Here is a 22,895-nt window from a genome sequence, read left to right as displayed (position 1 = left end):
AAGCTCCTGCTGCGTCTGCCCATCCAGCTCAATCGACTTGGCGACCCGCATGGCATCACACCCCCTTGGCCATCGGAGTATGCCTTCGAGCGAAAGTTCAACTAATTCGCGCGCACTACACTAGGTCGCGCCTTCACGGGCGCGTGGATTGAAACCTTATGCCCACATGCAGGGAGTGCTTCGGCCGCCGTCGCGCCTTCACGGGCGCGTGGATTGAAACACCCGCAGCATGGAGCCGCCGACGCAGTTTCCCTGTCGCGCCTTCACGGGCGCGTGGATTGAAACAAGTACAGCTCCAAGAAGATCGCCCTGCCCATCGAGTCGCGCCTTCACGGGCGCGTGGATTGAAACTGGCAATTGACCGCCTCGGCCACCGCGTCGTGGAGTCGCGCCTTCAAGGGCGCGTGGATTGAAACTTCCGAGAAGCGGTCGAAGAATTCAACCTGCTGCTGTCGCGCCTTCACGGGCGCGTGGATTGAAACCACTCGGCGGCCTCCTGCTCGGCCTTCGTGGCGCGGTCGCGCCTTCACGGGCGCGTGGATTGAAACTTCGATGGGGTTCACGCGACCTCCTTGCCGGCCCACGTCGCGCCTTCACGGGCGCGTGGATTAAAACAGGTAAGAGACGATGAGCCGGAAAATCAATTCGCGTCGCGCCTTCACGGGCGCGTGGATTGAAACAACCCGATCCGAAGGACATTTGTACATCGCCAGGTCGCACCTCGCCGCGTGTGGATGAAAACTCGGCGCTGTCGTTTTCAGCGCGGCCACAATGTGTGGTCGTGCTTTCAAGCGTTCACGGATTGAATCTTCCAGATCACCTCGTCCATCTTGTGCAGACCCAGGTCGCCTTAGGGGCGCGTGGGTTGAAACACCACACAACCATCCCTGCATGCGCATGCAGTCCGTCGCGCGTTGACGATCTCATGCGTTATCCACCGCAATATGGAAGAGGTTGCTTTTCAATTGCACCTTCGTGCGCTTTACCGCACCAAATTCTCCAGCACCCCCACCCCGTCGATCTCGATCCGCACCACATCCCCCGCCTGCAAATACTTTGGCGGCGTGAACCCGATTCCCACGCCGAGCGGCGTGCCCGTCGCGATCACGTCGCCCGGGTGCAGCGTGATCCCCGCCGACAGCGTTTCGATCAGCCGCGGAATGCCGAAGATCAGGTCGCGCGTGCTGGCGTCCTGGCGCAGCTCGCCGCCGACCCAGCAGCGCACGCGCGTGTCCTGCCCGTCCACTTCGTCGGCGCTCACCAGCCACGGGCCCATCGGGCAGAAGGTGTCGAAGGACTTGCCCATCAGCCATTGGTGGTGGCGAATCTGCCAGTCGCGCGAGGTCACGTCGTTGATGATGGTGTAGCCCCACCTTTGGAGAAGATGATCGGCTCGGCCGGAATGTCCCCGCCTGCTTTCGCGCTGGAGTCGAAGCCGCTGCCGGCGAATTCGCGCGCATGCGCGTGGTAGTTCTTGCCCACGCAGAAGATGTTGCGGCGCGGCCGGGGCAGCGGTGCGGTCAGCGTGACGCCGCTCAAGGGCAGCGCTTCGCCCACCAGCGACAGCGCCTGGCCGGCGGCCAGCATCTCGATGATGGGCAGCGCACCCAGGGCGCGCTGGGCTGCCGACAGTTGCAGCGGCCGGACCTGTTGCAGGTCGTCCGAAACCAGGCCGACGCCCGGCTCGTCACGGTAGAGATAAGCAGCAATTCTCATGGGGAAAGTTCTGTGGCGGCGCGCAGGCGCGGGTCCCAGCATGCAACGCCCATTTCCCACCCAACGCCGCACCCTTGTGTCCATCGCACTGCTGTGCCTGAGCGGCCTCGCCGCCGCGCAGGCAACCTATCCCGGCAAGGCCATCACCATGGTCGTGCCGTTCCCGCCCGGCGGGCTGGCCGACTTGGTGGCGCGGCCGGTGGCCGAAGCCATGGCGCGCGAGCTGGGCCAGCCCGTCGTGATCGAGAACAAGGCCGGTGCCGGCGGCGGCATCGGCATGGCGCAGGTGGCCAAGGCGCCGGCCGACGGCTACACGTTGCTGATGTCGCTATCCTCCTTCACCGTGCTGCCGGAGGCCGACGCGGTGATCGGCCGCGCGCCGATGTACACGCTCAATTCGCTGCGGCCGATCGCCCGCTTCACCGCCGACCCCACCGTGCTGGCCGTGCGCGCGGACGCGCCGTGGAAGACCGTCAAGGACTTCGTTGAGGACGCGAAGCGCCATCCGGGCGCCATCAACTATGGCTCCTCGGGCAACTACGGCACCATGCACGTGCCGATGGAGATCCTGGCGCAGAACGCCGGCATCAGGATGACGCACGTGCCCTACACCGGCGCCGGCCCGGCCGTGGTCGCGCTGCTGGGCGGGCAGATCCAGGCCGTGTCGTCCGGGCCCGCCACGGTGCTGCAGCACGTCAAGACCGGCAAGCTGCGCGTGCTGGCGCACTGGGGCAACGGCCGGCTGGAAGCGCTGCCGGACGTGCCTTCGCTGAAAGACGCCGGCTACAACGCCGAATACGCGCAATGGTCCGGCCTGTTCGTGCCGGCCGGCACACCCGAGCCGGTGGTGCAGCGGCTGCGCGCCGCGGCACGCACGGCGGCCAGCGACCCGAAGGTGAAGGAAGTGATCCTCAACGCGGGCAGCCCCATCCTCTACCAGGACACGCCCGACTTCCAGGCCTATGTGCAGGCCGACGCGCGCCGCATGGCCGAGGTGGTGAAGAAAATCGGCAAGGTGGAGTGATGAACGCCGGGCGGCGGCGCGAGGCCGCCCGGTGCGCCCTCACACCAGCAGCGCGTTCACCCGCTTGACGTAGGCCGCCGGGTCTTCCGGCAGGCCGCCTTCGGCCAGCAGCGCCTGGTCGAACAAAATCTGCGCCAGGTCGTGGAAGTTGGGCGAGGTGTCCAGCTTCTTCACCAGCGGATGGTCGGCATTCACCTCCAGCACCGGTTTCGTTTCGGGCGCGGCCTGGCCGGCCTGCTTGAGCATGCGCGCGAGCTGCATGCTCATGCCGCCTTCGCTGGCCACCAGGCAGGCCGGCGAATCGACCAGCCGCGTGGTGGCGCGCACGTCCTGCGCCTTGTCCTTCAGCGCTTCCTTCAGCCGGGCCAGCAGCGGCTTGAACGCCTCGGCGGCCTCCTCGGCGGCCTTCTTTTCTTCCTCGTCCTGCAGCTTGCCCAGGTCGACCTGTCCCTTGGCCACGGACTGCAGCGGCGTGCCGTCGAATTCGGTCAGGTAGCCCAGCGCCCACTCGTCGACGCGGTCCGTCATCAGCAGGACCTCGATGCCCTTTTTGCGGAAGATCTCCAGCTGGGGGCTGTTCTTCGCGGCAGCCAGCGTGTCGCCGGTGATGTAGTAGATGGCGTCCTGGCCTTCCTTCATGCGCGCCTTGTAGTCGGCCAGCGACACGCTCGCCGTGTCCGACTGCGTGGAGGCGAAGCGCAGCAGCTTGGCCAGGCGCTCGCGGTTGGACATGTCCTCGCCCAGGCCTTCCTTCAGGACCGCACCGAATTCGCCGTAGAACCTGGCGAACTTGCCCTTGTCGGCCTCGCTGGCGGCCTCGTCCTTCTCCGCCTTGGCCAGGTCTTCCAGCATCGACAGCACGCGGCGTGTGTTGCCTTCGCGGATGGCCTTCACGTCGCGGCTTTCCTGCAGCAGCTCGCGGCTCACGTTGAGCGGCAGGTCGGCCGAGTCGATCACGCCTTTCACAAAACGCAGGTACACCGGCAGCAGCGCCTCTGCCTCGTCCATGATGAAGACGCGGCGCACGTACAGCTTCACGCCCGCGGCCTTGTCGCGGTTCCACATGTCCATGGGCGCGTGCGCCGGGATGAACAGCAGCTGCGTGTACTCGGTGCTGCCTTCCACCCGGTTGTGCGACCAGGCCAGCGGGTCCTCGTAGTCGTGGCTCACGGCCTTGTAGAACTCGGTGTACTGCTCCGGCGTGATGTCCTTCTTGGGCCGGCTCCACAGCGCGCTGGCCTGGTTGACGGTGTCCCACTCGTCGGTGAGCTCCATCTCGCCCGGCTCGCCCTCATTGCCTTCCTTCCAGGTCTCCTTGCGCATCAGGATGGGCAGGGCGATGTGGTCGGAATACTTGGCGATGATCGACTTGATCTTCCAGGCCGACAGGTAGTCCGCCGCGTCGTCCCGCAGGTGCAGGACCACGCTGGTGCCGCGCGCGGCGCGCTCCATGGCTTCCACCTCGAAGTCGCCGGCGCCGCCGCTGGTCCAGCGCACGCCCTCTTCGGGCTTTGCGCCGGCGCGGCGCGACTCCACCACGATCCTGTCGGCGACGATGAAGCCGGAATAGAAGCCCACGCCGAACTGGCCGATCAGCTGCGCATCCGACTTCTGGTCGCCCGACAGGCGGTTCATGAACTCGCGCGTGCCGCTCTTGGCGATGGTGCCCAGGTTGTCGATGGCTTCCTGCTGCGTCAAGCCGATGCCGTTGTCGGTGATGGTCAGCGTGCGTGCTTCCTTGTCGAAGGAAACGCGCACCTCCAGGTTGGGCGCGTCCTCGTACAGCGATGTGTCGTTCAGCGCCTCGAAGCGCAGCTTGTCGCAGGCGTCCGAGGCATTGGAGATCAGCTCGCGAAGGAAGATGTCCTTGTTGGAGTACAGCGAGTGCGTGACCAGGTGCAGCAGCTGCGCCACCTCGGCCTGGAAGGATAGGGTTTGTTTCTGGCTCATGGTGTTGTAGTGGGGCAAACGTAACGGGCGCACGCCAGCTGGTGGCGCGAACCCGTATTTTCAACCCCACAGCCCGGCCGTGAAAAATTCGACGATGTCGAGAGCTTCGCGGCCTGAGGCGCGGGGTAGGCCGGACAAGTGGTTACATTCCAATGCATGAGCTTCGACTTGCCCCTGACGGCCTTCGCCCTGGAGTCTTCCGGCACCCAACCCGCCGTGGGTGCGGTGCACACCCTGACCGTGCCGAGCGCTGGTGAAGACGAGATGCAGGCACTCGCCCCCGCCGATGCCGCACCGTTCCTGCTGCCGGGAACCTCGGTGCTGGCCGGCGACCCGCCGCCCTGGATCACCATCACCTTCTGACCCGCCCGGCCACGCGCCGTCTCCCCAAAAGAAAAACGCCCCTTGCGGGGCGTTTTTTTCCTTTCGGAGACTGCAGTCGGCTCAGAAGTTGCCGACGCCTTCGCCGCGCGAGATCTGGCCGGTGCGCACCGCATCGGCGGCCTGGGAACGCAGCACCTTGCCGTCGACCGAGGATTGCACCGGGGCCGCGACACGCGAGCCGGCAGGTTCGGTGCTGCGCGTGGCCGCCACGCGGTTCGCTTCGGCCATCACTTCGGCGCGGGTGCGGGTGCCCTGGAACTGGATGACGTATTGCGAAGCGTCGGCTTCGTCGGCACGGGCCATGCCGCTGGCGACAGCGGCGAAGACGGCGGTGGCGGCGATGAGGGACTTGGTTGCGTTCATGATGGAGCTCTTTCTTTTGCTTTTGACCCGGAGACTTAGGAACCGTTGGTGCTTGCCCGGATCGCTTCAAGCATCACCGTGGAACCGAATGTAGGCAGCGGGCTTTAGCTGACCCTTAGTGCTGTGTTAGCTGGGAATTAGGGTTTCTGCGGAGTCCAGGTCGACGGCCAGCGGCTGCGGCGACAGCGCGCCGAGGAAGTCGCGGGCGTCGAACAGCTGCCCCACCGTGAACGCACCGCCGGCTTGCGTGCCGCGCAGGATGCGCACGCAGGCCTCGGCCACCAGCGGCGCGGTAATCGCGTAGATGTCCTGCCCCTCGGCACGCGCGCGGCGCTCCTGCCCGGCGCGGCGGACCACCACCTCCACGGCGAAGCGCTGGGCCGAGCGGCCCGTGGCGTCGACCGCCCGCGGCGCCGGCGTGTCCGGCGCGTGCAGGTCGCGGATCGGCGTGTCGTTGATCCAGGCGTGGATGTCGCGCACCCGCAGCTGGCGCGACATGGTGACCGTGTCCGCCAGGTTCAGGCCGACCATCTCCTGCGCGCCGAACACGCCACTGTCGAAAGTCCATTGCCCCTGCGCGGATGTGGCCGGCGCCGGCTGCAGGCGGCCGTCGGCGAACACCATGCGGCGGGTGTTGCGCTCGCCCGTCTTGCGCGTGCCCAGCGTCGGATGCCAGCTGTCCAGGGCGATGTACAGCGAGATGCCGTCGGCTGCGTCCCAGTCGCCCATGGCCACGGTGGCCAGCAGGTTGCCCAGGCCGCCGTAGAAGCCCATGGCCGGCAGGGCAACGATGCCGGCCGCGCGTGCCGGCGCGTCCCATCGCTCGAACACCTCGAGCGCCATCGCCTGCTCCGCCGTGATGTCCACGTAGTGCGCGCGGGCCGCGACCGCTGCGGCCAGCAGCGGCGGCGTGGTGTCGGCGAACGGGCCGGCGCAGTTGACCAGCACGGAGGCACCGCGTAGCGCACCCTCCAGCGCAGCGGCGTCGGCCAGGTCGACGACACGGATGTCTTCGGCAGCGGTTTCGGGGTAGGCCGCGCGCAGCTGCGCCGCGTCGCGGCCGGCCGGCAGCACGTGCAGTCCGCGGCGGCGCAATTCGGCCACGATGAAGCGGCCGGTGTGGCCGGCGGCGCCGAAAACGAGGACGGGGCCGGAAGAAGCGGGCGAGGACGGCATGGGGTGTTTCCTTAAAAACGGACAGGTCTGTATCTATAAAGAAATGCAACGATACAGACCTGTCCGTTTTATGTCAATGCCGCCATGCGACAATCGCATCCGACAGAGGGACCCACCACCATGGCTTCACGCAGTTCCACGCCGGCGCCGGCCGTCGCGCCCGCGCCGCCCGACGTGCGGCAGCGCCTGCTCGACACCGCGGCCGACCTGTTCTACCGCGAGGGCGTGCGCGCCATCGGCATCGACCTGATCATCGAGCGCGCGCAGGTCGCCAAGACCAGCCTGTACCGCCACTTCCGCACCAAGGACGACCTCGTCGCCGCCTTCCTCGCCCGCGAGGACGAGACGTTCTGGGCGCAGTGGGACGAGGTGGTGAAGCGCCACGCGCAGGACGCGCCGGCGGAACTCGATGCGTTGCTGCAGTGGATCGGCCAGCGCGTCGCGCGGCCCGGCTACCGCGGCTGCCCGCAGCTGAACGTGGCGGCGGAATTCGCCGATCCGGAACACCCGGCGCGGCGCATCGCCGCCGCCCACAAGCGCGAGCAGCAGCGCCGGTTCGCCGCGCTGTGCAAACGGCTCGGCGCGCGCAAGCCGGACCTGCTGGCGGCGCAACTCTCCATGCTGGTGGACGGCGCCTTCACCAGCGGCTCATTGCTGCTGGGCGAGGCGGCCGGCAAGGCGCTGCGCGCCGCCGGCGCGGCGCTGGCCGCGGCCTCGCTCAAATAACGGTCAGGCGAACTCGACGCGCGCGATCAGGCCGCTGCGGTCGTCGCGGTTGCGCAGCGTCACGCGCAGCCCACAGCGGCGAGCGGCACTCTGCGCGATCGCCAGCCCCAGGCCGCTGCCGGCGGCGCCGGTGCCCGGCACGCGGAAGAAGCGGTCGAACACGCGCGGCAGCAGCTCCGGCGGGATGCCCGGGCCGGTGTCCACCACCTCCACCGCGGGACGCCCGTTCTCATTGAGCAGCCGCACGTCCACCACGCCGCCTTCGGGCGTGTAGCGCAGCGCGTTCTCGATCAGGTTGTCGATCAGGCTGCGCAGGTCGCTAGGCACGCAGCGCAGCGACACCGCCATGGTCACTGCCGCCGGCTGCGGCGCCACCAGGCCGAGGTCGATGTTGCGCTGGTCGGCCAGGGCGATCAGCGTGTTCATGCTCTCGTGCAACTGCGCCTGCAGGTCGACCAGCGCCGAGGCCTCGGCCGCGGTGGTTTCCTGGCGCGACATGCGCAGCATCTGGTCCACCACGCGCTGGGCGCGGCGCACGCCCGACTCCAGGTGCGCGAAGCGCTCGGTGCAGGCGCCCTCGGGCAGCGTGGTGCGCAGGTTCTCCAGCTGCAGGCCGATGGCGGCGATGGGCGTGCGCAGCTCGTGCGCGGCGTCCTGCACGAAGCGCCGCTGCGCGGTGAAGGCGTCGCGCAGCCGCCGCAGCAGGCTGTTGAACGACGCCACCAGCGGCGTGATTTCCTGCGGCACGCGGTCCAGCGGCAGCTCGGCGATGTTGTGCTCGTCCTGGCTGGCGGCGGCGCGCGCGATGTCCTGCACCTCGCGCGACATGGCCCGCGCGATGCCCCACAGCACCAGCATCGACAGCGGCAGCAGCACCAGCACCGGCACGATGGCCGCGCCCGCGTGCTCGGCCGCCACATGCGAGCGGAAACTGCCGCTTTGCAGCACCTGCACCGCGCGGCCGCGGTCGCCCGGCGTCTGGTACTGGTAGGCGCGCCACATCCGCCCGCCCTGGCGCACGTCCTGCAGCCCGGCGTCGCCCAGGCGCCCCACGCCCAGCTGCGGCCAGGAGCTCACCAGCCGATGGCCCTCGCCGTCGAACACCTGCACCACGTAGGCGCCCCACTGGTGGATGCGCTCCTCGCTCACGCCCGGCAGCGACATCGGCTCGTCGTGCAGCGCCACCGACTGCGCGAGCTGCTCCATCTGGTCGTCCATGAAGGCGTCGACCATGCGGCTGTAGCTCCAGTACGAAAACGCGGCGGAGCCCGCCGCCACGGCCAGGAACAGCGGCAGCAGCCACAGCATCAGCGCGCGGCGGATCGAGCACATGCGCCCGGCGGGAAAGACGCTGAATTTCATGGCGCACCCGCCTCGCGCACGGCCGACAGCGGCGCGGGCGCAGTCGCCACCGGAAGCACCGAAAGCGCAGCGGGCGACGACGGCGCGATGCGCCAGCCCAGGCCGCGCACGTTGCGGATGGCCTCGGGCCCGAGCTTGCGGCGCATGCCGTGGATCAGCACGTCCACCGCGTTGCTGCTTACTTCCTCGCCCCAGCCGTAGATGCGGTTTTCCAGCTGCTCGCGCGACAGGATCGCGCCGGGCCGCTCCAGCAGCGCGTGCAGCAGCGAGAACTCGCGCGCCGACAGCTGGGCGCGCTCGCCCTGCACCATCACCTCGCGCGTGGTCAGGTCCAGCCGCACCTGTTCGCTGCCGATCACCGAATGCGCGCTGCCGTCGCGCCGGCGGATCACGGCGCGCATGCGCGCGATCAGCTCGCGCAGCTCATAGGGTTTCACCAGGTAGTCGTCGGCGCCCAGGTCCAGGCCGGCCACGCGGTCGTCCAGGCCGTCGCGCGCGGTCAGCACCAGCACCGGCGTTACGTCGCCGCTGGCGCGCGCATGCCGCAGCACCTCGACGCCATCGCGCTTGGGCAGGCCCAGGTCCAGCAGCATGCAGGCGTAGTCGCCGTCGGCCAGCGCGCTTTGCGCGAGCAGGCCGTCCTTCACCCAATCGACCGACCAGCCGTGCGAGCCCAGCGCCTGGCGCAGGCTCTGGCCGATCATTTCGTCGTCTTCGACCAGCAGTACGCGCATGGCCTTACCCCTGGCCGCGCAGGGTGGACAGGCCTTCCCAGCGCGCCTCGCGCAGGGCTTGGCGTCCGAGCACCAGCGCCACGGCCAGCAGGGCCAGCACGACCGCCCCTTCCAGCCACAGCGAGGGCAGCGGCTGCGCGCTGCTCCAGGCCAGCCCCAGGTAAACGAACTTGCTCAATACCGCGGCGCCGATGGCCGCCGCCCGCAGGGCGGGCCAGAATGCCGAGAGCACCAGGCCGACACCCACCAGGTCCAGCACGAAGCGCTGGTGGCGGGCCTGGGCGGCGAACTCGCCGCCGGCCAGCAAGGCCGCGTCCATCAGGCCCAGGCCGCCGGTTTCCCAGGGCGGAAAGGCAATGCCGAGGACCCCGGCAAGAACCAGGACGGCGAGGCAAAGGCGGCGCAGAAGATCGTCGTGCATGGATGTGCCTCCGGTGACGGCGCAGCGTAGCGCGAAACACTTAGCTGGCGATGAGCGGACGGGTTCGCCCACGCTCAGAACCGTTCGTGCGGCGCCAGGTAGCGCCACTGCCCTGCCGGCAGCTGCCCCAGCACCACCTGGCCGATGCGCACGCGCTTGAGGCCCAGCACCCGCAGGCCGACCATCTCGCACATGCGGCGGATCTGCCGCTTCTTGCCTTCGGTGAGCACGAAGCGCAGCTGCTCGGGGTTCTGCCAGTCCACCCGCGCCGGCTTGAGCGGCGCGCCGTCCAGCACCAGGCCGTGGCGCAGGCGCGCGAGCTGCGCGGGCGGAAAGGCGCGCTGCACGTCGCGCTCGGCCTCGCCGTAGCCGACCCGCACCAGGTATTCCTTTTCCATGGTCCGGTCCTCGCCGATCAGCTGGCGCGCGACGCGGCCGTCCTGCGTCAGCACCAGCAGGCCGGTGGAGTCGATGTCCAGCCGGCCGGCCGGCGCCAGACTCCTGAGCTGGGCCGGTGCGAAGCGAATGGGTGCCGTGTCGCCGCTCCAGCGGTTGGCCGGCTGCACCAGCACGATGGCCGGCGAATGGCCGTCCTCGGCCTGGCCGCTCACGTAACCCACCGGCTTGTGCAGCAGCACCGTCACCTGTTGCTGCTGCTGGCCGCGGGCGCGCCGGTCGACCTCGATACGCGCATCGGGCGCGACCTGCAGGCCCATGACCGCGACCTGCCCGTCCACGCGCACCCAACCCTGGGCGATCCATTCGTCGGCCTCGCGCCGCGAGCACAGGCCCAGTTCGGCCATGCGCTTGTTCAGGCGGACGGTGGGGCTTGCCTCAGGCATCGGCCCGCCCCGCCGTCCAGCGGCGCCGGCTGCGCGGCGGCCCCGGCGGCACTGCAGCCTTGGCTGGCGCCACCGGCCCGCTGCGCAGCGCATCCAGGTCCAGCACGCGCAGGCCGCCGTACTCCACCTGGATCACGCCCTGCACTTCGAGGGCGGCCAGCGCCTCGTTGACGCGCTGGCGCGACAGGCCGACCAGGTACGCCAGCTCCTGCTGCGTGATGCGCAGCACCTCGCCGACGCCGGGATAGAGCACCGGGTTGAACAGCGCGGCCAGGTTGCGCGCCACCCGCAGGTCGGGGTTGCTCATGCGGTCGATCTCGCGCGCGGCGATGAATTGCGCCAGCCGCTCGTTCAGCTGATTCATGACGAAGCGGTTGAAGCCGATGGAGTGGTCCAGCAGCCATTCGAAGGTGTCGGCCGGCAGGCCCGCCACCACGCTCCTGCGCAGCGCGCGGATGTTGTAGCGGTAGCTTTCGTGCTTGAGCACCGTGCCTTCGCCGAACCAGCCGCCCGGCGGCACGCCGGTGAAGGTCATGGTCTGGCCGTCCTCGTTGTCGGTGCTCATTTTCAACAGGCCGGCGATCACGCCGAACCAGTAGGTCACCGGCCGCCCGAACCGGCAAACGTAGTCGCCGGGCAACGCATCCCCCACCGTCAGGCAGACGGCGGCACGCTCCCAGGCCTGGGGTTCCAGCACCTTCATCCAGGGAATGGCCTCCAGCTCCGCGCCGGTGGGGGTGCGGCGGCGCTGGTGGAGAGAGGTGTCTGAGGCCATTCGTTCGAAGGGGAAAGTACTTGGCAGGGTACTCCCTGAAATTGTCGCCGGAAAGACATGTTACCGGCATTGTCCCCATTAAGCTAACGATTAGTAACAATCAGGGAGGCGCATTTTTCACCTTGCAGGAAGAGGTCATGACGCCTATCGCATCCCCATCCCCCTCGCGCCGCCGCCTGCTGGCCGGCCTCGCCGCCGCCAGCGCGGCACCGTTCGTGTGGCCCGGCCGGGCGCGTGCCCAGGCAGGCGGCAGCGTGCGCATCTGCCAGTCGACTGCGCTGACCGGGCCGCTGGGCGACCTGGGCCAGGCCATGCACCAGGGCGCCAAGATCTGCTTTGCCGGCGTCAACGCCAAGGGCGGCATCAACGGCCGCACCATCGAGCTGCTGACGCGCGACGACGCCTACGACGTGCCCAAGGCGCTGGCCAACGTGCAGGGCTTCCTGGCCGACAAGGACTGCTTCGCCCTGTTCAACTGCATGGGCACGCCGGCGATCGGCGCCATGCTGCCCAAGGTGCTGGAAAGCGGCATGCCGTTCTTCGCGCCCTTCACCGGCGCTCTGCTGGCGCGGCCGAAGAACGTGCGCACCGTGTTCAACATCCGCGCCAGCTACGCGGAGGAGGCCGAGCAGCTGGTGCAGCACCTGGCCACCATCGGCATCAAGCGCATCGGCATCGCGTACCAGAACAACGCCTTCGGCAAGGAAATCTTCGACGGCGCCCGCGCCTCGCTGGAAAAACACAAGCTGGCCGGCCTGCTATCGGCCACGGTGGAGAACGACGGCTCCGACGCCCAGGCCGCCGCGGCCAAGCTGGCGGCGGCCAACCCCGAGGCAGTGCTGGTCGGCCTGGCCGGCAAGCCGACGCTGGACTTCGTGAAGGCGATGCGGGTGCAGCGCCGCGGCGTGCCGCTGTACGCGACCTCGGTGATGGGCTCGGCGGCCACGCTGCGCGCGCTCGGCGACGACGCCACCGGCATCGCCATTTCGCAGGTGATGCCCTCGCCCGGCAACACGGTGGTGCCGGTGGTGCGCGAATTCCAGCAGGCCTGGAAAGCCTCCGGCGTCGAGCTGGAGGCTTCCCACCTGGCGCTGGAGGGCTACATCAACGCCCGGGTGTTCTGCGAGGCGCTGCGCGCGGCGGGGCGCAACCTCACGCGCAGCAGTTTCGTGGACGCCGTCTGGAATCTCAAGCGGCTGGAGCTCGGCGGTTTCGAGGTGAGCTTCAGCGAACCCGGCAGGAACGCTTCGCGCTTCATCGAGCTGACCATGGTGGGCCGCGACGGACGCTTCATCCGCTGATGAGATGCGTGCGAAAGCGCTACGTACTTCCCCCCGATGGCGCCGAGCGGGTGCTGGCTATCATCGTTCGGCACAAGGAGCGCCCCCGCATGAAGAACCTGTTCGTCTCGCTGCTGCCCGTGGCCCTGCTCGCCACCGGTGCCGTTCACGCCGCCGACTTTCCGGCCAAGGACAAGCCCATCACCTTCGTCGTGCCGTTCACGGCCGGCGGCCCGACCGACCGCGTCGCGCGCGACCTGGCCGAAGCCATGCGCAAGCCGCTGGGCGGCGTCAACATCGTGGTGGACAACGCGGGCGGCGCCGGCGGCTCGATCGGCGCCAACAAGGTCGCCAAGGCGCCGGCCGACGGCTACACGCTGCTGGTGCACCACATCGGCATGGCCACAATGCCGACGCTGGTGCGCAACCTGCCGTTCAAGGTGGACAGCGACTTCGAATACCTGGGCATGATCAACGACGTGCCGATGACGGTGCTGGGCCGCTCCACGCTGGAAGCCAACAACTTCAAGGACCTGAGCGCCTGGGTCAACCAGAACAAGAGCAAGGTCAACCTGGGCAACGCCGGCATCGGCTCGGCCTCGCACCTGTGCGGCCTGATGCTGCAAAAAGCCATGAAGGTGGAAATGACGGCCGTGCCGTACAAGGGCACCGCGCCGGCCATGGCCGACCTGCTGGGCGGCCAGATCGACCTACTGTGCGACCAGACCACCAACACCACCTCGCAGATCGAGGCCAAGAAGGTCAAGGCCTACGCCGTCACCACGCCCAAGCGCCTGAGCACGCCGGCGCTGAAGGACCTGCCGACCGCCGGCGAAGCCGGCCTGAAGGACTTCGAAGTGACGATCTGGCACGGCCTGTACGCGCCCAAGGGCACGCCGCCCGACGTGCAGAAGAAGCTGAACGACGCCCTGCGGACCGCGCTGAAGGACCCTGAGTTCATCAAGAAGCAGGAAGGCCTGGGCGCGGTGATCGTCGCCGACAAGCGCGTGGAGCCGGGCGAGCACAAGAAGTTCGTCGCCGGCGAGATCGCCAAGTGGAGCCCGATCATCAAGGCCGCCGGGGTCTACGCCGACTGAGGCCGCGCCGCCGCGCTGCGCGGTGGGCAACAAGGAGACAAGGGTGGACGGCAAGACTTCCTCTTCCGCGCGCCGGCTGCTGCTGGCCGCGCTCGCCTCGGCCGCGCTGGGCGTGAGCGCCGGCGTGCAGGCGCAGGCCGCCTGGCCGGCCAAGCCGGTGCGCATCATCGTGCCGTTCGCGCCCGGCGGCACCACCGACATCCTGGCGCGCGCGCTGGCGCCCGAGCTGACCAAGGCGTTCGGCCAGTCGTTCATCGTGGAGAACCGCGCCGGCGCCGGCGGCAACATCGGCGCCGACCTCGTGGCCAAGTCGGCGCCCGACGGCTACACGCTGGTGATGGGCACGGTGGGCACGCATGCGATCAACAAGTCGCTCTACAGCAAGATGCCCTACGAGACGCAGAAGGACTTCATGCCCGTCACGCTGGTGGCGGGCGTGCCCAACGTGATGGTGGTCAACACCGAGAAGGCGGCGGCGCGGGGCATCCACACGGCGGCCGACTTCGTGAAGTACGCCAAGGCCAACCCCGGCAAGCTGAACATGGCGTCCAGCGGCAACGGCACGTCCATCCACCTGGCCGGCGAGCTGTTCAAGAACATGGCGGGCGTCTACATGACGCACTTCCCGTTCACCGGTTCCGGCCCCGCGCTGTTCAGCCTGATCGCCGGCGACATGGACGTGATGTTCGACAACCTGCCCTCGTCCATGCCGCACATCAAGTCCGGCAAGCTCAAGGCGCTGGCCGTCACCAGCGCGCAGCGTTCGGCGGCGCTGCCCGACGTGCCGACGGTCGAGGAAGCCGGCGGCCCGACGCTCAAGGGCTTCGAGGCGAGTTCCTGGTTCGGCCTGCTGGCGCCCGCCGGCACGCCCCCCGACATCGTCAACCGCATCCAGCAGGAAACCGCCAAGGCGCTGGGCACGCCGGCGATGAAGGAGCGCCTGCTCGCGCAGGGCGCCATTCCCAGCGGCAACACGCCCGCGCAGTTCGCGGCGCTGATCGACCGCGAGATCAGGAAGTGGGCGCCGGTGGTGAAGGCGTCCGGCGCCAAGGTGGACTAGTACTTCGCTGAAGGTGTCGGCCTGCGTGCAGACTGCGCGCAACAACGTGCAGCGCAGTCTCACTTGCAGCCAGGATCCGGCTCTGCCGGGCCTGGTTGCACCAATCAGCCCACATTGAAAACGCGAAGCGTTTTCAATGTGAACGTCACACGCCCCAGACGATGTCGGCGCCGGCGCCTTGGCAGCGCTTGAGCATGTCGATGAAGGGCACGGCGCGCTGGCGCAGCGACACACCACCGTCAAAGCGCGGTGCCACCTGGCCGGCCGCCTTGGCGGCGTCGATGGCGGCCTTCTGCTCGGTCTCCTCCGCGGCGATGGCCGCGTCCAGCGCGGCTATCGCCGCCGGCATCTCGCCGGCCTGAATGATGCCTTTGGGGCCGGCGTCCTTGCCGACAATCTCCAGCACGCGCCGGCCATTCGGCTCCAGCATGATGAGGTCACCGGCCGCCTTGGATTTGAACTTGTATAGCATCGCCGCAGTGTAGGGGGTTCTCTCTCGATGGACCGCACGAAACATCGTGCAGTGCGGTCCCTTTTGTGAGGAGGAGCCGGCTTTGCCGGGCCTCCTCGCACCGATCAAACCTCTTGAAAATCGCTTCAGCGATTTTCAAGAGAACCCGCGTAGATATAGTCCCGCTTGAACGGATAGGCCGACTGCGCGCCGCGCAGGCCGCCGGTCTCCATCCGCCCGTCCGGCCGCGTGGCCAGCACCTGGTGCAGCGAGATCCAGCCGCGCTCGAAACTCATGGCGCAACCCGACAGGTACAGCCGGTAGGCACGCAGCACGGCGCCGGCGCGCGCCGCTCCGTGGGTGCGCTCGAGCACCGCGCGCGCCTCGTCCAGCCGCGCCTCCAGCCCGTCCGACCAGGCCCACAGCGTGCGCGCGTAGTGCGGCCGCAGGTTCTCGGTGTCCACCATCTCCAGGCCGGCCAGCGCCAGGTCCTTGTGCACGTGGCTCACGTGCAGCAGCTCGCCGCCGGGAAAGATGTATCTCTCGATGAAGCTGCCCATGCCGGCGCCCAGCTGGCCCGGCTGCAGGCTGCCGGCCGTGATGCCGTGGTTCATCACCAGCCCACCCGGCTTGAGCAGCCGCATGATCTTGCCGAAGTAGGCCGGCATGTTTGCCTGGCCGACGTGCTCGAACATGCCGACCGAGGCGATCTTGTCGTACGGCATGGATTCGTCGAGCTTGCGGTAGTCCACCAGGTGCATCTGCACCCGCTCCCGCAGGCCCTTCTTTTCGATCAGCCGCTGCACGTGCGCATGCTGGTTCTTCGACAGCGTGATGCCGGTGGCCCGCACGCCGTAGTGCTCGGCGGCCCACAGCAGCAGCCCGCCCCAGCCGGCGCCGATGTCCAGGAAGCGCTCGCCGGGCCGCAGCATCAGCTTGCGGCAGATATGGTCGAGCTTGGCCTCCTGCGCCTGCGCCAGCGACATGTCCACGTCGCGGTAGTAGGCGCAGGAATACACGCGGCGCGGGTCCAGCCACAGCGCATAGAAGTCGTCGGAGACGTCGTAATGGAACTGGATCTGCTCGGCGTCCCTGTGCGGCGAATGCGAAGCGAGCGACCGCGCGCGCCGCAGCATCTGCGTCCACCAGCGGGTGTCGCTGGCCACCGGGCTGCCCGGCAGCAGGCCCGCCGCCGCGGCCATCAGGTCGCGCATGCTGCCTTCGATGGCGACGCGCTTCTCGACGTAGTCCTGCGCCACCTGACCGATCTGGCCGGCCGCCAGCGTGGCCAGGCCGGACCAGTCGGAAAAACCGAGCCGCACGCCGGCGTCCGCCGGGCCCACGCGCCGGCCTCCCGGCAGCTGCAGCGTCACCGTAACAGGCAGGCCTGCCAGTTGCGCCTCGATCTTCTTGAGGAGCGGTTCCATGGCGCGATTTTTGCCACGCTGCTGTGGTACGTCAACCGGCCCCGGACAAGACCCTAATTGACACTGTTTTGTTGAGGCTTAAACTATTTACGTTGCATTGAAGGACGGTTCCCCATGGACATGGAAGCGCGCGCGCACAGCGAGCACCCCGAGGCGCTGCGCCTGTGGCTGCGGCTGCTCACCTGCACGCAGCTCGTGGAAAAGGACGTGCGCGCGCGCCTGCGCGAGCGCTTCGACACCACCTTGCCGCGCTTCGACCTCATGGCGCAGCTGGAGCGCGCGCCCGACGGCCTGAAGATGAACGAGCTGTCGCGCCGCATGATGGTGACCGGTGGCAACGTCACCGGCATCACCGACCAGCTGGTGGCCGAAGGCCTGGTGGAACGCATCGACGTGGCCGGCGACCGCCGTGCCTACCGCGTGCGCCTCACGCCCAAGGGCCGCAAGCTGTTCAACGAGATGGCGCGCCAGCACGAGAGCTGGATCGTCGACGCCTTCGCCGCCCTCAACGCGAAGGACATCGCTACGCTGTACCGCCTGCTCGGCAAGGTCAAGGACCATGCGCGCGCAGGCCTGGAGATTGCCCCATGACTGTGCCCACGCCCACCGCGCAGGCCGACCGCTTCGTGCACGACCGGCTGCCCCCGAACGACCAGCTGCCGCAGATGCGCTACGAATGGCCCGAGCTGCAGTTCCCGCCCGCGCTCAACGCGGTGGAAGAGCTGCTGGACAAGGCCGCGGCCAAAGGCTGGAACGGCCGGCCGATGCTGCGCTCCAGCAAGATCGTTCTCACCTACCAGGACGTGCGCGACCGCGTCGACCGCATCTGCCGCGTGCTGGTGGACGACCTCGGCATGGCCCCGGGCAACCGCGTGCTGCTGCGCGGCGGCAACTCCATCGGCATGGCGCTGGCCTGGCTGGCGGTGGTGAAGGCCGGCGGCATCGCCGTGGCCACCATGCCGTTGCTGCGCGCGCGCGAGCTGGGCGACATCATCGACAAGGCGCAGCCGACCCTGGCGCTGTGCGATGCGAAGCTGCTGGACGAGCTGGAACTCGCGCGCAAGGAGCGCCCCGTGCTGCGGGTGGTGGTGCCGTTCAACGCGCCCAACGAACCCGGCTCGCTGGCGGTGCGCGCCGCCGCCAAGGACGGCGACTTTCCGCCCTGCCCGACGGCCGCCGACGACGTCGCCCTGATGGCCTTCACCTCCGGCACCACCGGCAAGCCCAAGGCCGCCATCCACACGCACCGCGACGTGATGGCCGCTTGCGAAGCCTGGCCGCGCCACGTGCTGCGCGCCACGCCCGAGGACATCGTGGTCGGCTCGCCGCCGCTGGCGTTCACCTTCGGCCTGGGCGGCCTGCTGGTGTTCCCGATGTGGTCGGGCAGCTCGGTGTATTTCCCCGACGCGCCGTACACGCCCGAGGCCATGGTGCGCACCATCAACGAAGTGGGCGCCACCATCTGCTACACCGCGCCCACCTTCTACCGCCAGATGGCGCCGTTCGCCCGGGAGCACGGCGTGGGCAAACTGCGCGTCAGCGTGAGCGCGGGCGAAGGCCTGCCCGACGCCACCCGCCAGCTGTGGAAGCAGGCCAGCGGCCTGGAGATGCTGGACGGCATCGGCGCCACCGAGATGTTCCACATCTTCATCTCCTCGGCCGGCGCCGAGGTGCGGCGCGGCGCCATCGGCAAGGCGGTGCCGGGCTACACCGCCAAGGTGGTGGACGACGCCGGCAACGAGGTGGCGCGCGGCACCATCGGCAAGCTGGCGGTGATCGGCCCGACCGGCTGCAAGTACCTGGACGACGCGCGCCAGGCGAGCTACGTGAAGGGCGGCTGGAACTATCCCGGCGACGCCTTCATGCAGGACGCCGACGGCTACTTCTTCTACCAGGCGCGCGCCGACGACATGATCATCACCTCGGGCTACAACGTCGGCGGGCCCGAGGTGGAGGATGCCCTGCTCAAGCACCCGGCGGTGCAGGAGTGCGGCGTCATCGGCAAGCCCGACGACGAGCGCGGCATGATCGTCAAGGCGTTCTGCGTGCTGCGCGCCGGGCACGCGGGCGACCCGGCCCTGGCCAAGGAACTGCAGGAGCATGTGAAGGCGATGATCGCGCCCTACAAATATCCGCGCGAGATCGCCTTCGTTTCGGTCTTGCCCCGGACCGAGACGGGCAAGCTGCAGAGGTTCAGGCTGCGCGAACTCTAGGGCCTTCATCCGGGGGACCGCCCCATAATTGAAGGAATGCCCGCATATTCGTTCGAAGCCCTGGACCCGCAGGGCGCCACCCACAAGGGCGTCCTGGAGGCCGACACCGCCAAGGCCGCCCGAAGCCTGCTGCGTGCCCGCGCCATGGTCCCGCTGCTGGTCGCCCCGGTCGGCGCCGCGGCCGAGCAGCTGCAGCAGCGCAGCATCTGGCAGACCACCCTGTGGGCGCGGCCCGTGTTCAGCGCCGCCGCACTTTCCATCTGGACGCGCCAGCTCGCCGGCCTGGTCGGCTCGGGGCTGCCGCTGGAGCGCGCGCTCACCGCCCTGACCGAGGAGGCCGAGGACGAGCGCGAGCGCGACCTGGTGGCCGCGCTGCGCGCCGAGGTCAACGCCGGCTCCCCCTTCGGCAAGGCGCTGGCGCAGTATCCGCGCGAGTTCTCGAGTATCTACACCGCCGTGGTCGGCGCAGGCGAGCAGAGCGGCCATCTCGGCATGGTGCTGGAGCGGCTGGCCGACGACCTGGAGGAGAGCCAGGCGCTCAAGGCCAAGCTGATCGGCGCGGCGCTCTATCCGGCCATCGTCACCTGCGTGGCCATCGCCATCGTGCTGTTCCTGGTCACCTACGTGGTGCCGCAGGTCGCCGCGGTGTTCGCCGGCACCAAGCGCAGCCTGCCCTTTCTCACCGTCGCCATGCTGGCGCTCAGCGCCGGGGTGCGCAGCTACGGCTGGATCGCCCTGCTCGGGCTGGCCGGCGGCGCGGTGGTGCTGCGCAGCGCCCTGAAGCGCGAGGCCTTTCGCCAGCGCTTCGACGCCTCCTGGCTCACCCTGCCACTGGTCGGGCGGCTCAGCCGCGGCTACAACGCGGCGCGCTTTGCCAGCACGCTGGCCATGCTGGCCGGCGCCGGTGTGCCGATTCTGAAAGCGCTACAGGCGGCCGCGGAGACGCTGGGCAACCGCGCCATGCGCGCCGATGCGCTGGATGCGCTGGTGCTGGTGCGAGAAGGCGCGCCGCTGGCTTCCGCGCTGGCGCAGAAGAAGCGCTTTCCCGGCCTGCTCAGCATGTTCGCGCGGCTGGGCGAGCAGACCGGCAAGCTGCCGGTGATGCTGCAGCGCGCTGCCAACCAGCTGGGCTCCGAGGTGCAGCGGCGCGCCATGCAGCTGGCCACCATCCTGGAGCCGCTGCTGATCGTGGCGATGGGTCTGGTGGTGCTGCTGATCGTGCTGGCGGTGCTGATGCCCATCATCCAGCTCAACCAGTTCGTGCGCTGAGGCACGGGGACACGATGGCCACATCCCTCGAAGACAAGCTGGTGGTCGCGATCTCCTCGCGCGCCCTCTTCAATTTCGAAGAGGAGAACAACGTGTTCGAAAGCGGCGACCCGCAGGGCTACATGCGCATGCAGCTCGAACGCCTGGACGAGCCGGCCACGCCGGGCATCGCGCTGTCGCTGATCCGCAAGCTGCTGGCCTTCAACGACGCGCACGCGCAGCGCGTGGAAGTCGTGATCCTGTCGCGCAACGACCCGGTCTCGGGCATGCGGGTGTTCCGCTCGGCCAAGGCCGCCAACATCCCGCTGCAGCGCGGCGTGTTCACCCAGGGGCGCCCGCCCTTCGGCTACCTGCGCCCGCTGCACGCCAACCTGTTCCTCTCGGCCAACGCCGACGACGTGCGCCAGGCGCTGGCCGCCGGCTTCCCCGCGGCGCGCGTGCTCACCGAATCGGTGCTGGCCGGCAGCAACCACCCGCACGAGGTGCGCATCGCCTTCGACGGCGATGCCGTGCTGTTCTCCGACGAGGCCGAGCAGGTGTTCCACAACGGCGGCCTGCAGGCCTTCCAGGAGCACGAGCTCAGCAAGGCCATGCAGCCGCTGCCGGAGGGCCCGTTCAAGCCGCTGCTGGCCGCGCTGCACCGGCTGCAGCTGGCCGGCGACTCGCGCATGCGCATCCGCACCGCGCTGGTCACGGCGCGCAGCGCGCCGGCGCACGAGCGCGCCATCCGCACGCTGGTGAACTGGAACGTGCAGGTGGACGAGGCCATGTTCCTGGGCGGCCTGGCCAAGGGTGAGTTCCTGCGCGAATTCGAGCCCGACTTCTTCTTCGACGACCAGACACGCAACGTGGACCACGCGGCGCTGCACGTGCCCGCCGGCCACGTGGCCGCTGGCATTGCCAACCGCATCGCTTAGGAAGCGCATGAAACTCACCGCCAAACTGGCGCGCACCGGCGAGGCCGCGCGCGGCATCTGGGCGCTCGCCTCGCCGTATTTCCACTCCGAAGAGAAGTGGAAGGCGCGCGGGCTGCTCGCCGCCATCATCGTGCTGAACCTGGCGGCGGTGTACATGCTGGTGCAGATCAACGACTGGAACCGGGTGTTCTACGACGCGCTGGAAAAGCGCAACCAGCCGGTGTTCTGGGAGCAGCTGCTGCGCTTCACGTACCTGGCCTTCGGCTTCGTGATCATCGCGGTCTACAAGTTCTACCTGACGCAGCTGCTGGAGATGCGCTGGCGCGCCTGGCTGACCACGCACTACCTGCAGCGCTGGCTGGCCAACCAGGCGTTCTACCGCATGGAACTCGCGCGCTTCACCGCCGCCGGCGCCTCGCCCGACAACCCGGACCAGCGCATCCAGGAAGACCTGAACCTGTTCACCACCTACAGCATCTCGCTGAGCATGGGCCTGCTCAACGCGGTGGTGACGCTGGCCAGCTTCGTCGGCATCCTGTGGTCGCTGTCCGGCGCCTTCGCGGTGAACCTGGGCGGCGCCGCCCTCGCCATTCCCGGCTTCATGGTGTGGGCCGCCATCGCCTACTGCGTGATCGGCACCATCATCACGCACTACATCGGCCGCGTGCAGATCCCGCTGAACTTCCAGCAGCAGCGCTACGAGGCGGACTTTCGCCACCACATGGTGCGGGTGCGCGAATACAGCGAGGCGATCGCGCTGGACAAGGGCGAGGCGGTGGAGCGCGGACAGCTCGACCTGCGCTTCTCGCGCGTGCTGGTGAACTACCTGCAGCTGATCCGCGCGCAGAAGAACCTGATCTGGTTCAACACCTTCTTCGGCCAGGCGGCCGTGGTGTTTCCGTTCATTATCGCGGCGCCGCGCTTCTTCGCCGGCGCCATCCAGCTCGGCCAGCTGATGCAGATCGCCGAGGCCTTCGGCCGCGTGCAGGACTCGCTGGCCTGGTTCGTCGACAACTACGCCACGCTGGCGGCTTGGCGCGCCACGGCCGACCGCCTGAGCAGCTTCGAAGCCAGCGTGGTGGAGCAGTCGCGCACGCACCCGATCGCGGTGCAGCACGACGCGCCGGCGCTCGGCGCCTCCCGCCTCGACGTGGAACTGCCCACCGGCGCGCGCCTGCTGGACGACCTGCAGCTGCAGATCGCGCCGGGCGACGCGGTGCTGGTGCAGGGACCGTCGGGCAGCGGCAAATCGACCTTGCTGCGCGCGCTGGCCGGCATCTGGCCCTATGGCCGCGGCGAGGTGCGCCAGCCCGCCGACATGATGTGCATTCCGCAGCAGCCGTACTTCCCCGAAGGCAGCCTGCGCGCCGCGCTCGCCTACCCGGAGGCCGCCACCCGGTACGGCGACGAGGAACTCACGGCCGCGCTGAACGACGCGCTGCTGCCGCAGCTGGCGGCGCGCCTGGATGAAGAGGAAGCCTGGGGCCAGAAGCTCTCGGGCGGCGAGCGCCAGCGGCTGGCGATCGCGCGGGTGCTGCTGAAGAAGCCGCGCTGGGTGCTGGCCGACGAGCCCACCAGCGCGCTGGACGCGGAAACCGAAGCGCGGGTGTACGGCGCGCTGATCGAGCGCGTGCGGGCGGCCGGCGGCGCCATCGTGGCGGTGGCGCACGGCGAGTCGCTGGACGCCTTCCATTCGCGCCGCTGGCGG

21 protein-coding genes, 1 pseudogene and 1 CRISPR repeat array are annotated in these 22,895 nt (G+C 68.9%); of the genes and pseudogenes, 11 read left to right on the top strand and 11 right to left on the bottom strand.

All coding sequences use genetic code 11. From position 1 onward, the window contains the following. Positions 1–124: 124 nt before the first annotated feature. Positions 125–680: a CRISPR direct-repeat array (repeat unit 31 nt; unit sequence GTCGCGCCTTCACGGGCGCGTGGATTGAAAC). A 302-nt stretch (positions 681–982) separates the two neighbouring features. After that, positions 983–1,716: pseudogene (locus H0U68_RS18950) on the bottom strand (fumarylacetoacetate hydrolase family protein). 40 nt (positions 1,717–1,756) lie between these two features. On the opposite strand from H0U68_RS18950, the gene H0U68_RS18945 reads away from it, so the two are divergent. Next, the gene (locus tag H0U68_RS18945; protein ID WP_296358439.1) at positions 1,757–2,740 is read left to right on the top strand and encodes a tripartite tricarboxylate transporter substrate binding protein; all 984 of its coding nucleotides are present in this window, start codon (positions 1,757–1,759) and stop codon (positions 2,738–2,740) included. A 39-nt stretch (positions 2,741–2,779) separates the two neighbouring features. Here the strand turns inward: H0U68_RS18945 and htpG are convergent, their stop codons facing one another. After that, entirely contained in the window at positions 2,780–4,690 is a 1,911-nt protein-coding gene (htpG, locus tag H0U68_RS18940; RefSeq protein WP_296358436.1) for a molecular chaperone HtpG, read from the bottom strand. 156 nt (positions 4,691–4,846) lie between these two features. Here htpG and H0U68_RS18935 point away from each other — a divergent pair, with 156 nt between their 5' ends. Further along, positions 4,847–5,053, top strand: a complete 207-nt coding sequence (locus H0U68_RS18935) for a hypothetical protein (RefSeq protein ID WP_296358434.1) — start codon at positions 4,847–4,849, stop codon at positions 5,051–5,053. Between the two features lie 81 nt (positions 5,054–5,134). Here H0U68_RS18935 and H0U68_RS18930 read toward each other — a convergent pair whose 3' ends face one another. After that, positions 5,135–5,437 (bottom strand): DUF4148 domain-containing protein, encoded by a 303-nt coding sequence (locus H0U68_RS18930; protein WP_296358432.1) that lies wholly within the window; start codon positions 5,435–5,437, stop codon positions 5,135–5,137. Between the two features lie 126 nt (positions 5,438–5,563). Further along, positions 5,564–6,613: a saccharopine dehydrogenase NADP-binding domain-containing protein gene (locus tag H0U68_RS18925; RefSeq protein WP_296358430.1), complete on the bottom strand. Its 1,050-nt coding sequence runs from the start codon at positions 6,611–6,613 to the stop codon at positions 5,564–5,566. A gap of 120 nt (positions 6,614–6,733) precedes the next feature. Here H0U68_RS18925 and H0U68_RS18920 point away from each other — a divergent pair, with 120 nt between their 5' ends. Continuing rightward, positions 6,734–7,339: a TetR/AcrR family transcriptional regulator gene (locus tag H0U68_RS18920; protein ID WP_296358428.1), complete on the top strand. Its 606-nt coding sequence runs from the start codon at positions 6,734–6,736 to the stop codon at positions 7,337–7,339. Between the two features lie 3 nt (positions 7,340–7,342). Here the strand turns inward: H0U68_RS18920 and H0U68_RS18915 are convergent, their stop codons facing one another. The 5 genes from H0U68_RS18915 to H0U68_RS18895 all read right to left on the bottom strand — a co-directional run bounded on the left by H0U68_RS18915 (position 7,343) and on the right by H0U68_RS18895 (position 11,473). Next, positions 7,343–8,701, bottom strand: a complete 1,359-nt coding sequence (locus tag H0U68_RS18915) for an ATP-binding protein (protein ID WP_296358426.1) — start codon at positions 8,699–8,701, stop codon at positions 7,343–7,345. Continuing rightward, a complete protein-coding gene (locus H0U68_RS18910; protein ID WP_296358425.1) occupies positions 8,698–9,435 on the bottom strand; it encodes a response regulator transcription factor in 738 nt (245 codons plus the stop codon). Before H0U68_RS18910 ends, H0U68_RS18915 begins: the two co-directional genes overlap by 4 nt. Positions 9,436–9,439: 4 nt before the next feature. Beyond that, positions 9,440–9,856, bottom strand: coding sequence for a hypothetical protein (locus H0U68_RS18905; RefSeq protein ID WP_296358422.1), 417 nt, complete (start codon positions 9,854–9,856; stop codon positions 9,440–9,442). 74 nt (positions 9,857–9,930) lie between these two features. Beyond that, positions 9,931–10,698: a pseudouridine synthase gene (locus H0U68_RS18900; protein WP_296358420.1), complete on the bottom strand. Its 768-nt coding sequence runs from the start codon at positions 10,696–10,698 to the stop codon at positions 9,931–9,933. Further along, complete coding sequence (locus H0U68_RS18895; RefSeq protein WP_296358418.1) at positions 10,691–11,473, bottom strand: Crp/Fnr family transcriptional regulator; 783 nt, start codon at positions 11,471–11,473, stop codon at positions 10,691–10,693. Before H0U68_RS18895 ends, H0U68_RS18900 begins: the two co-directional genes overlap by 8 nt. Positions 11,474–11,610: 137 nt before the next feature. Between H0U68_RS18895 and H0U68_RS18890 the strand changes: the two genes are divergently transcribed. The 3 genes from H0U68_RS18890 (at position 11,611) to H0U68_RS18880 (ending at position 14,910) form a co-directional block, all read left to right on the top strand. After that, complete coding sequence (locus H0U68_RS18890; RefSeq protein ID WP_296358416.1) at positions 11,611–12,774, top strand: ABC transporter substrate-binding protein; 1,164 nt, start codon at positions 11,611–11,613, stop codon at positions 12,772–12,774. 89 nt (positions 12,775–12,863) lie between these two features. Continuing rightward, complete coding sequence (locus H0U68_RS18885) at positions 12,864–13,850, top strand: tripartite tricarboxylate transporter substrate-binding protein (RefSeq protein ID WP_296358413.1); 987 nt, start codon at positions 12,864–12,866, stop codon at positions 13,848–13,850. A gap of 82 nt (positions 13,851–13,932) precedes the next feature. Next, positions 13,933–14,910: a tripartite tricarboxylate transporter substrate binding protein gene (locus H0U68_RS18880; protein ID WP_296358440.1), complete on the top strand. Its 978-nt coding sequence runs from the start codon at positions 13,933–13,935 to the stop codon at positions 14,908–14,910. Positions 14,911–15,055: 145 nt separating this feature from the next. Here the strand turns inward: H0U68_RS18880 and H0U68_RS18875 are convergent, their stop codons facing one another. Both H0U68_RS18875 and H0U68_RS18870 read right to left on the bottom strand, forming a co-directional pair. Next, on the bottom strand, positions 15,056–15,382 hold the full coding sequence (locus H0U68_RS18875; RefSeq protein WP_296358411.1) for a DUF1840 domain-containing protein: 327 nt from the start codon (positions 15,380–15,382) through the stop codon (positions 15,056–15,058). Positions 15,383–15,507: 125 nt separating this feature from the next. After that, positions 15,508–16,788 carry a class I SAM-dependent methyltransferase gene (locus tag H0U68_RS18870; protein WP_296358409.1) on the bottom strand — a complete coding sequence of 427 codons (1,281 nt, stop codon included), beginning with the start codon at positions 16,786–16,788 and terminating at the stop codon, positions 15,508–15,510. A gap of 114 nt (positions 16,789–16,902) precedes the next feature. Between H0U68_RS18870 and H0U68_RS18865 the strand changes: the two genes are divergently transcribed. The 5 genes from H0U68_RS18865 to H0U68_RS18845 form a co-directional block, all read left to right on the top strand. Then, a complete protein-coding gene (locus H0U68_RS18865) occupies positions 16,903–17,379 on the top strand; it encodes a MarR family transcriptional regulator (RefSeq protein ID WP_296358407.1) in 477 nt (158 codons plus the stop codon). Then, complete coding sequence (locus H0U68_RS18860; RefSeq protein WP_296358405.1) at positions 17,376–19,001, top strand: AMP-binding protein; 1,626 nt, start codon at positions 17,376–17,378, stop codon at positions 18,999–19,001. The genes H0U68_RS18865 and H0U68_RS18860 overlap by 4 nt, the downstream gene beginning before the upstream one ends. Positions 19,002–19,037: 36 nt before the next feature. Next, entirely contained in the window at positions 19,038–20,270 is a 1,233-nt protein-coding gene (gene gspF / locus H0U68_RS18855) for a type II secretion system inner membrane protein GspF (protein ID WP_296358403.1), read from the top strand. Positions 20,271–20,284: 14 nt separating this feature from the next. Beyond that, entirely contained in the window at positions 20,285–21,187 is a 903-nt protein-coding gene (locus H0U68_RS18850; protein ID WP_296358401.1) for a 5'-nucleotidase, read from the top strand. A gap of 7 nt (positions 21,188–21,194) precedes the next feature. Continuing rightward, the coding region (locus tag H0U68_RS18845) for an ABC transporter ATP-binding protein/permease (protein ID WP_296358399.1) at positions 21,195–22,895 on the top strand (1,701 nt) is incomplete at its 3' end.

It is taken from the genome of Ramlibacter sp., assembly GCF_013697775.1.
GTDB lineage: Bacteria > Pseudomonadota > Gammaproteobacteria > Burkholderiales > Burkholderiaceae_C > Ramlibacter.
Note: the sequence above shows the minus strand (reverse complement) of the source record. Positions and strands in the feature narration are given on the sequence as shown.

Bases quoted from the DNA above. Each gene is read 5' to 3' on its own strand.
- H0U68_RS18945 (WP_296358439.1), top strand. From the start codon at position 1,757: ATGCAACGCCCATTTCCCACCCAACGCCGCACCCTTGTGTCCATCGCA.
- htpG (WP_296358436.1), bottom strand. From the start codon at position 4,690: ATGAGCCAGAAACAAACCCTATCCTTCCAGGCCGAGGTGGCGCAGCTG.
- H0U68_RS18935 (WP_296358434.1), top strand. From the start codon at position 4,847: ATGAGCTTCGACTTGCCCCTGACGGCCTTCGCCCTGGAGTCTTCCGGC.
- H0U68_RS18930 (WP_296358432.1), bottom strand. From the start codon at position 5,437: ATGAACGCAACCAAGTCCCTCATCGCCGCCACCGCCGTCTTCGCCGCT.
- H0U68_RS18925 (WP_296358430.1), bottom strand. From the start codon at position 6,613: ATGCCGTCCTCGCCCGCTTCTTCCGGCCCCGTCCTCGTTTTCGGCGCC.
- H0U68_RS18920 (WP_296358428.1), top strand. From the start codon at position 6,734: ATGGCTTCACGCAGTTCCACGCCGGCGCCGGCCGTCGCGCCCGCGCCG.
- H0U68_RS18915 (WP_296358426.1), bottom strand. From the start codon at position 8,701: ATGAAATTCAGCGTCTTTCCCGCCGGGCGCATGTGCTCGATCCGCCGC.
- H0U68_RS18910 (WP_296358425.1), bottom strand. From the start codon at position 9,435: ATGCGCGTACTGCTGGTCGAAGACGACGAAATGATCGGCCAGAGCCTG.
- H0U68_RS18905 (WP_296358422.1), bottom strand. From the start codon at position 9,856: ATGCACGACGATCTTCTGCGCCGCCTTTGCCTCGCCGTCCTGGTTCTT.
- H0U68_RS18900 (WP_296358420.1), bottom strand. From the start codon at position 10,698: ATGCCTGAGGCAAGCCCCACCGTCCGCCTGAACAAGCGCATGGCCGAA.
- H0U68_RS18895 (WP_296358418.1), bottom strand. From the start codon at position 11,473: ATGGCCTCAGACACCTCTCTCCACCAGCGCCGCCGCACCCCCACCGGC.
- H0U68_RS18890 (WP_296358416.1), top strand. From the start codon at position 11,611: ATGACGCCTATCGCATCCCCATCCCCCTCGCGCCGCCGCCTGCTGGCC.
- H0U68_RS18885 (WP_296358413.1), top strand. From the start codon at position 12,864: ATGAAGAACCTGTTCGTCTCGCTGCTGCCCGTGGCCCTGCTCGCCACC.
- H0U68_RS18875 (WP_296358411.1), bottom strand. From the start codon at position 15,382: ATGCTATACAAGTTCAAATCCAAGGCGGCCGGTGACCTCATCATGCTG.
- H0U68_RS18870 (WP_296358409.1), bottom strand. From the start codon at position 16,788: ATGGAACCGCTCCTCAAGAAGATCGAGGCGCAACTGGCAGGCCTGCCT.
- H0U68_RS18865 (WP_296358407.1), top strand. From the start codon at position 16,903: ATGGACATGGAAGCGCGCGCGCACAGCGAGCACCCCGAGGCGCTGCGC.
- H0U68_RS18860 (WP_296358405.1), top strand. From the start codon at position 17,376: ATGACTGTGCCCACGCCCACCGCGCAGGCCGACCGCTTCGTGCACGAC.
- gspF (WP_296358403.1), top strand. From the start codon at position 19,038: ATGCCCGCATATTCGTTCGAAGCCCTGGACCCGCAGGGCGCCACCCAC.
- H0U68_RS18850 (WP_296358401.1), top strand. From the start codon at position 20,285: ATGGCCACATCCCTCGAAGACAAGCTGGTGGTCGCGATCTCCTCGCGC.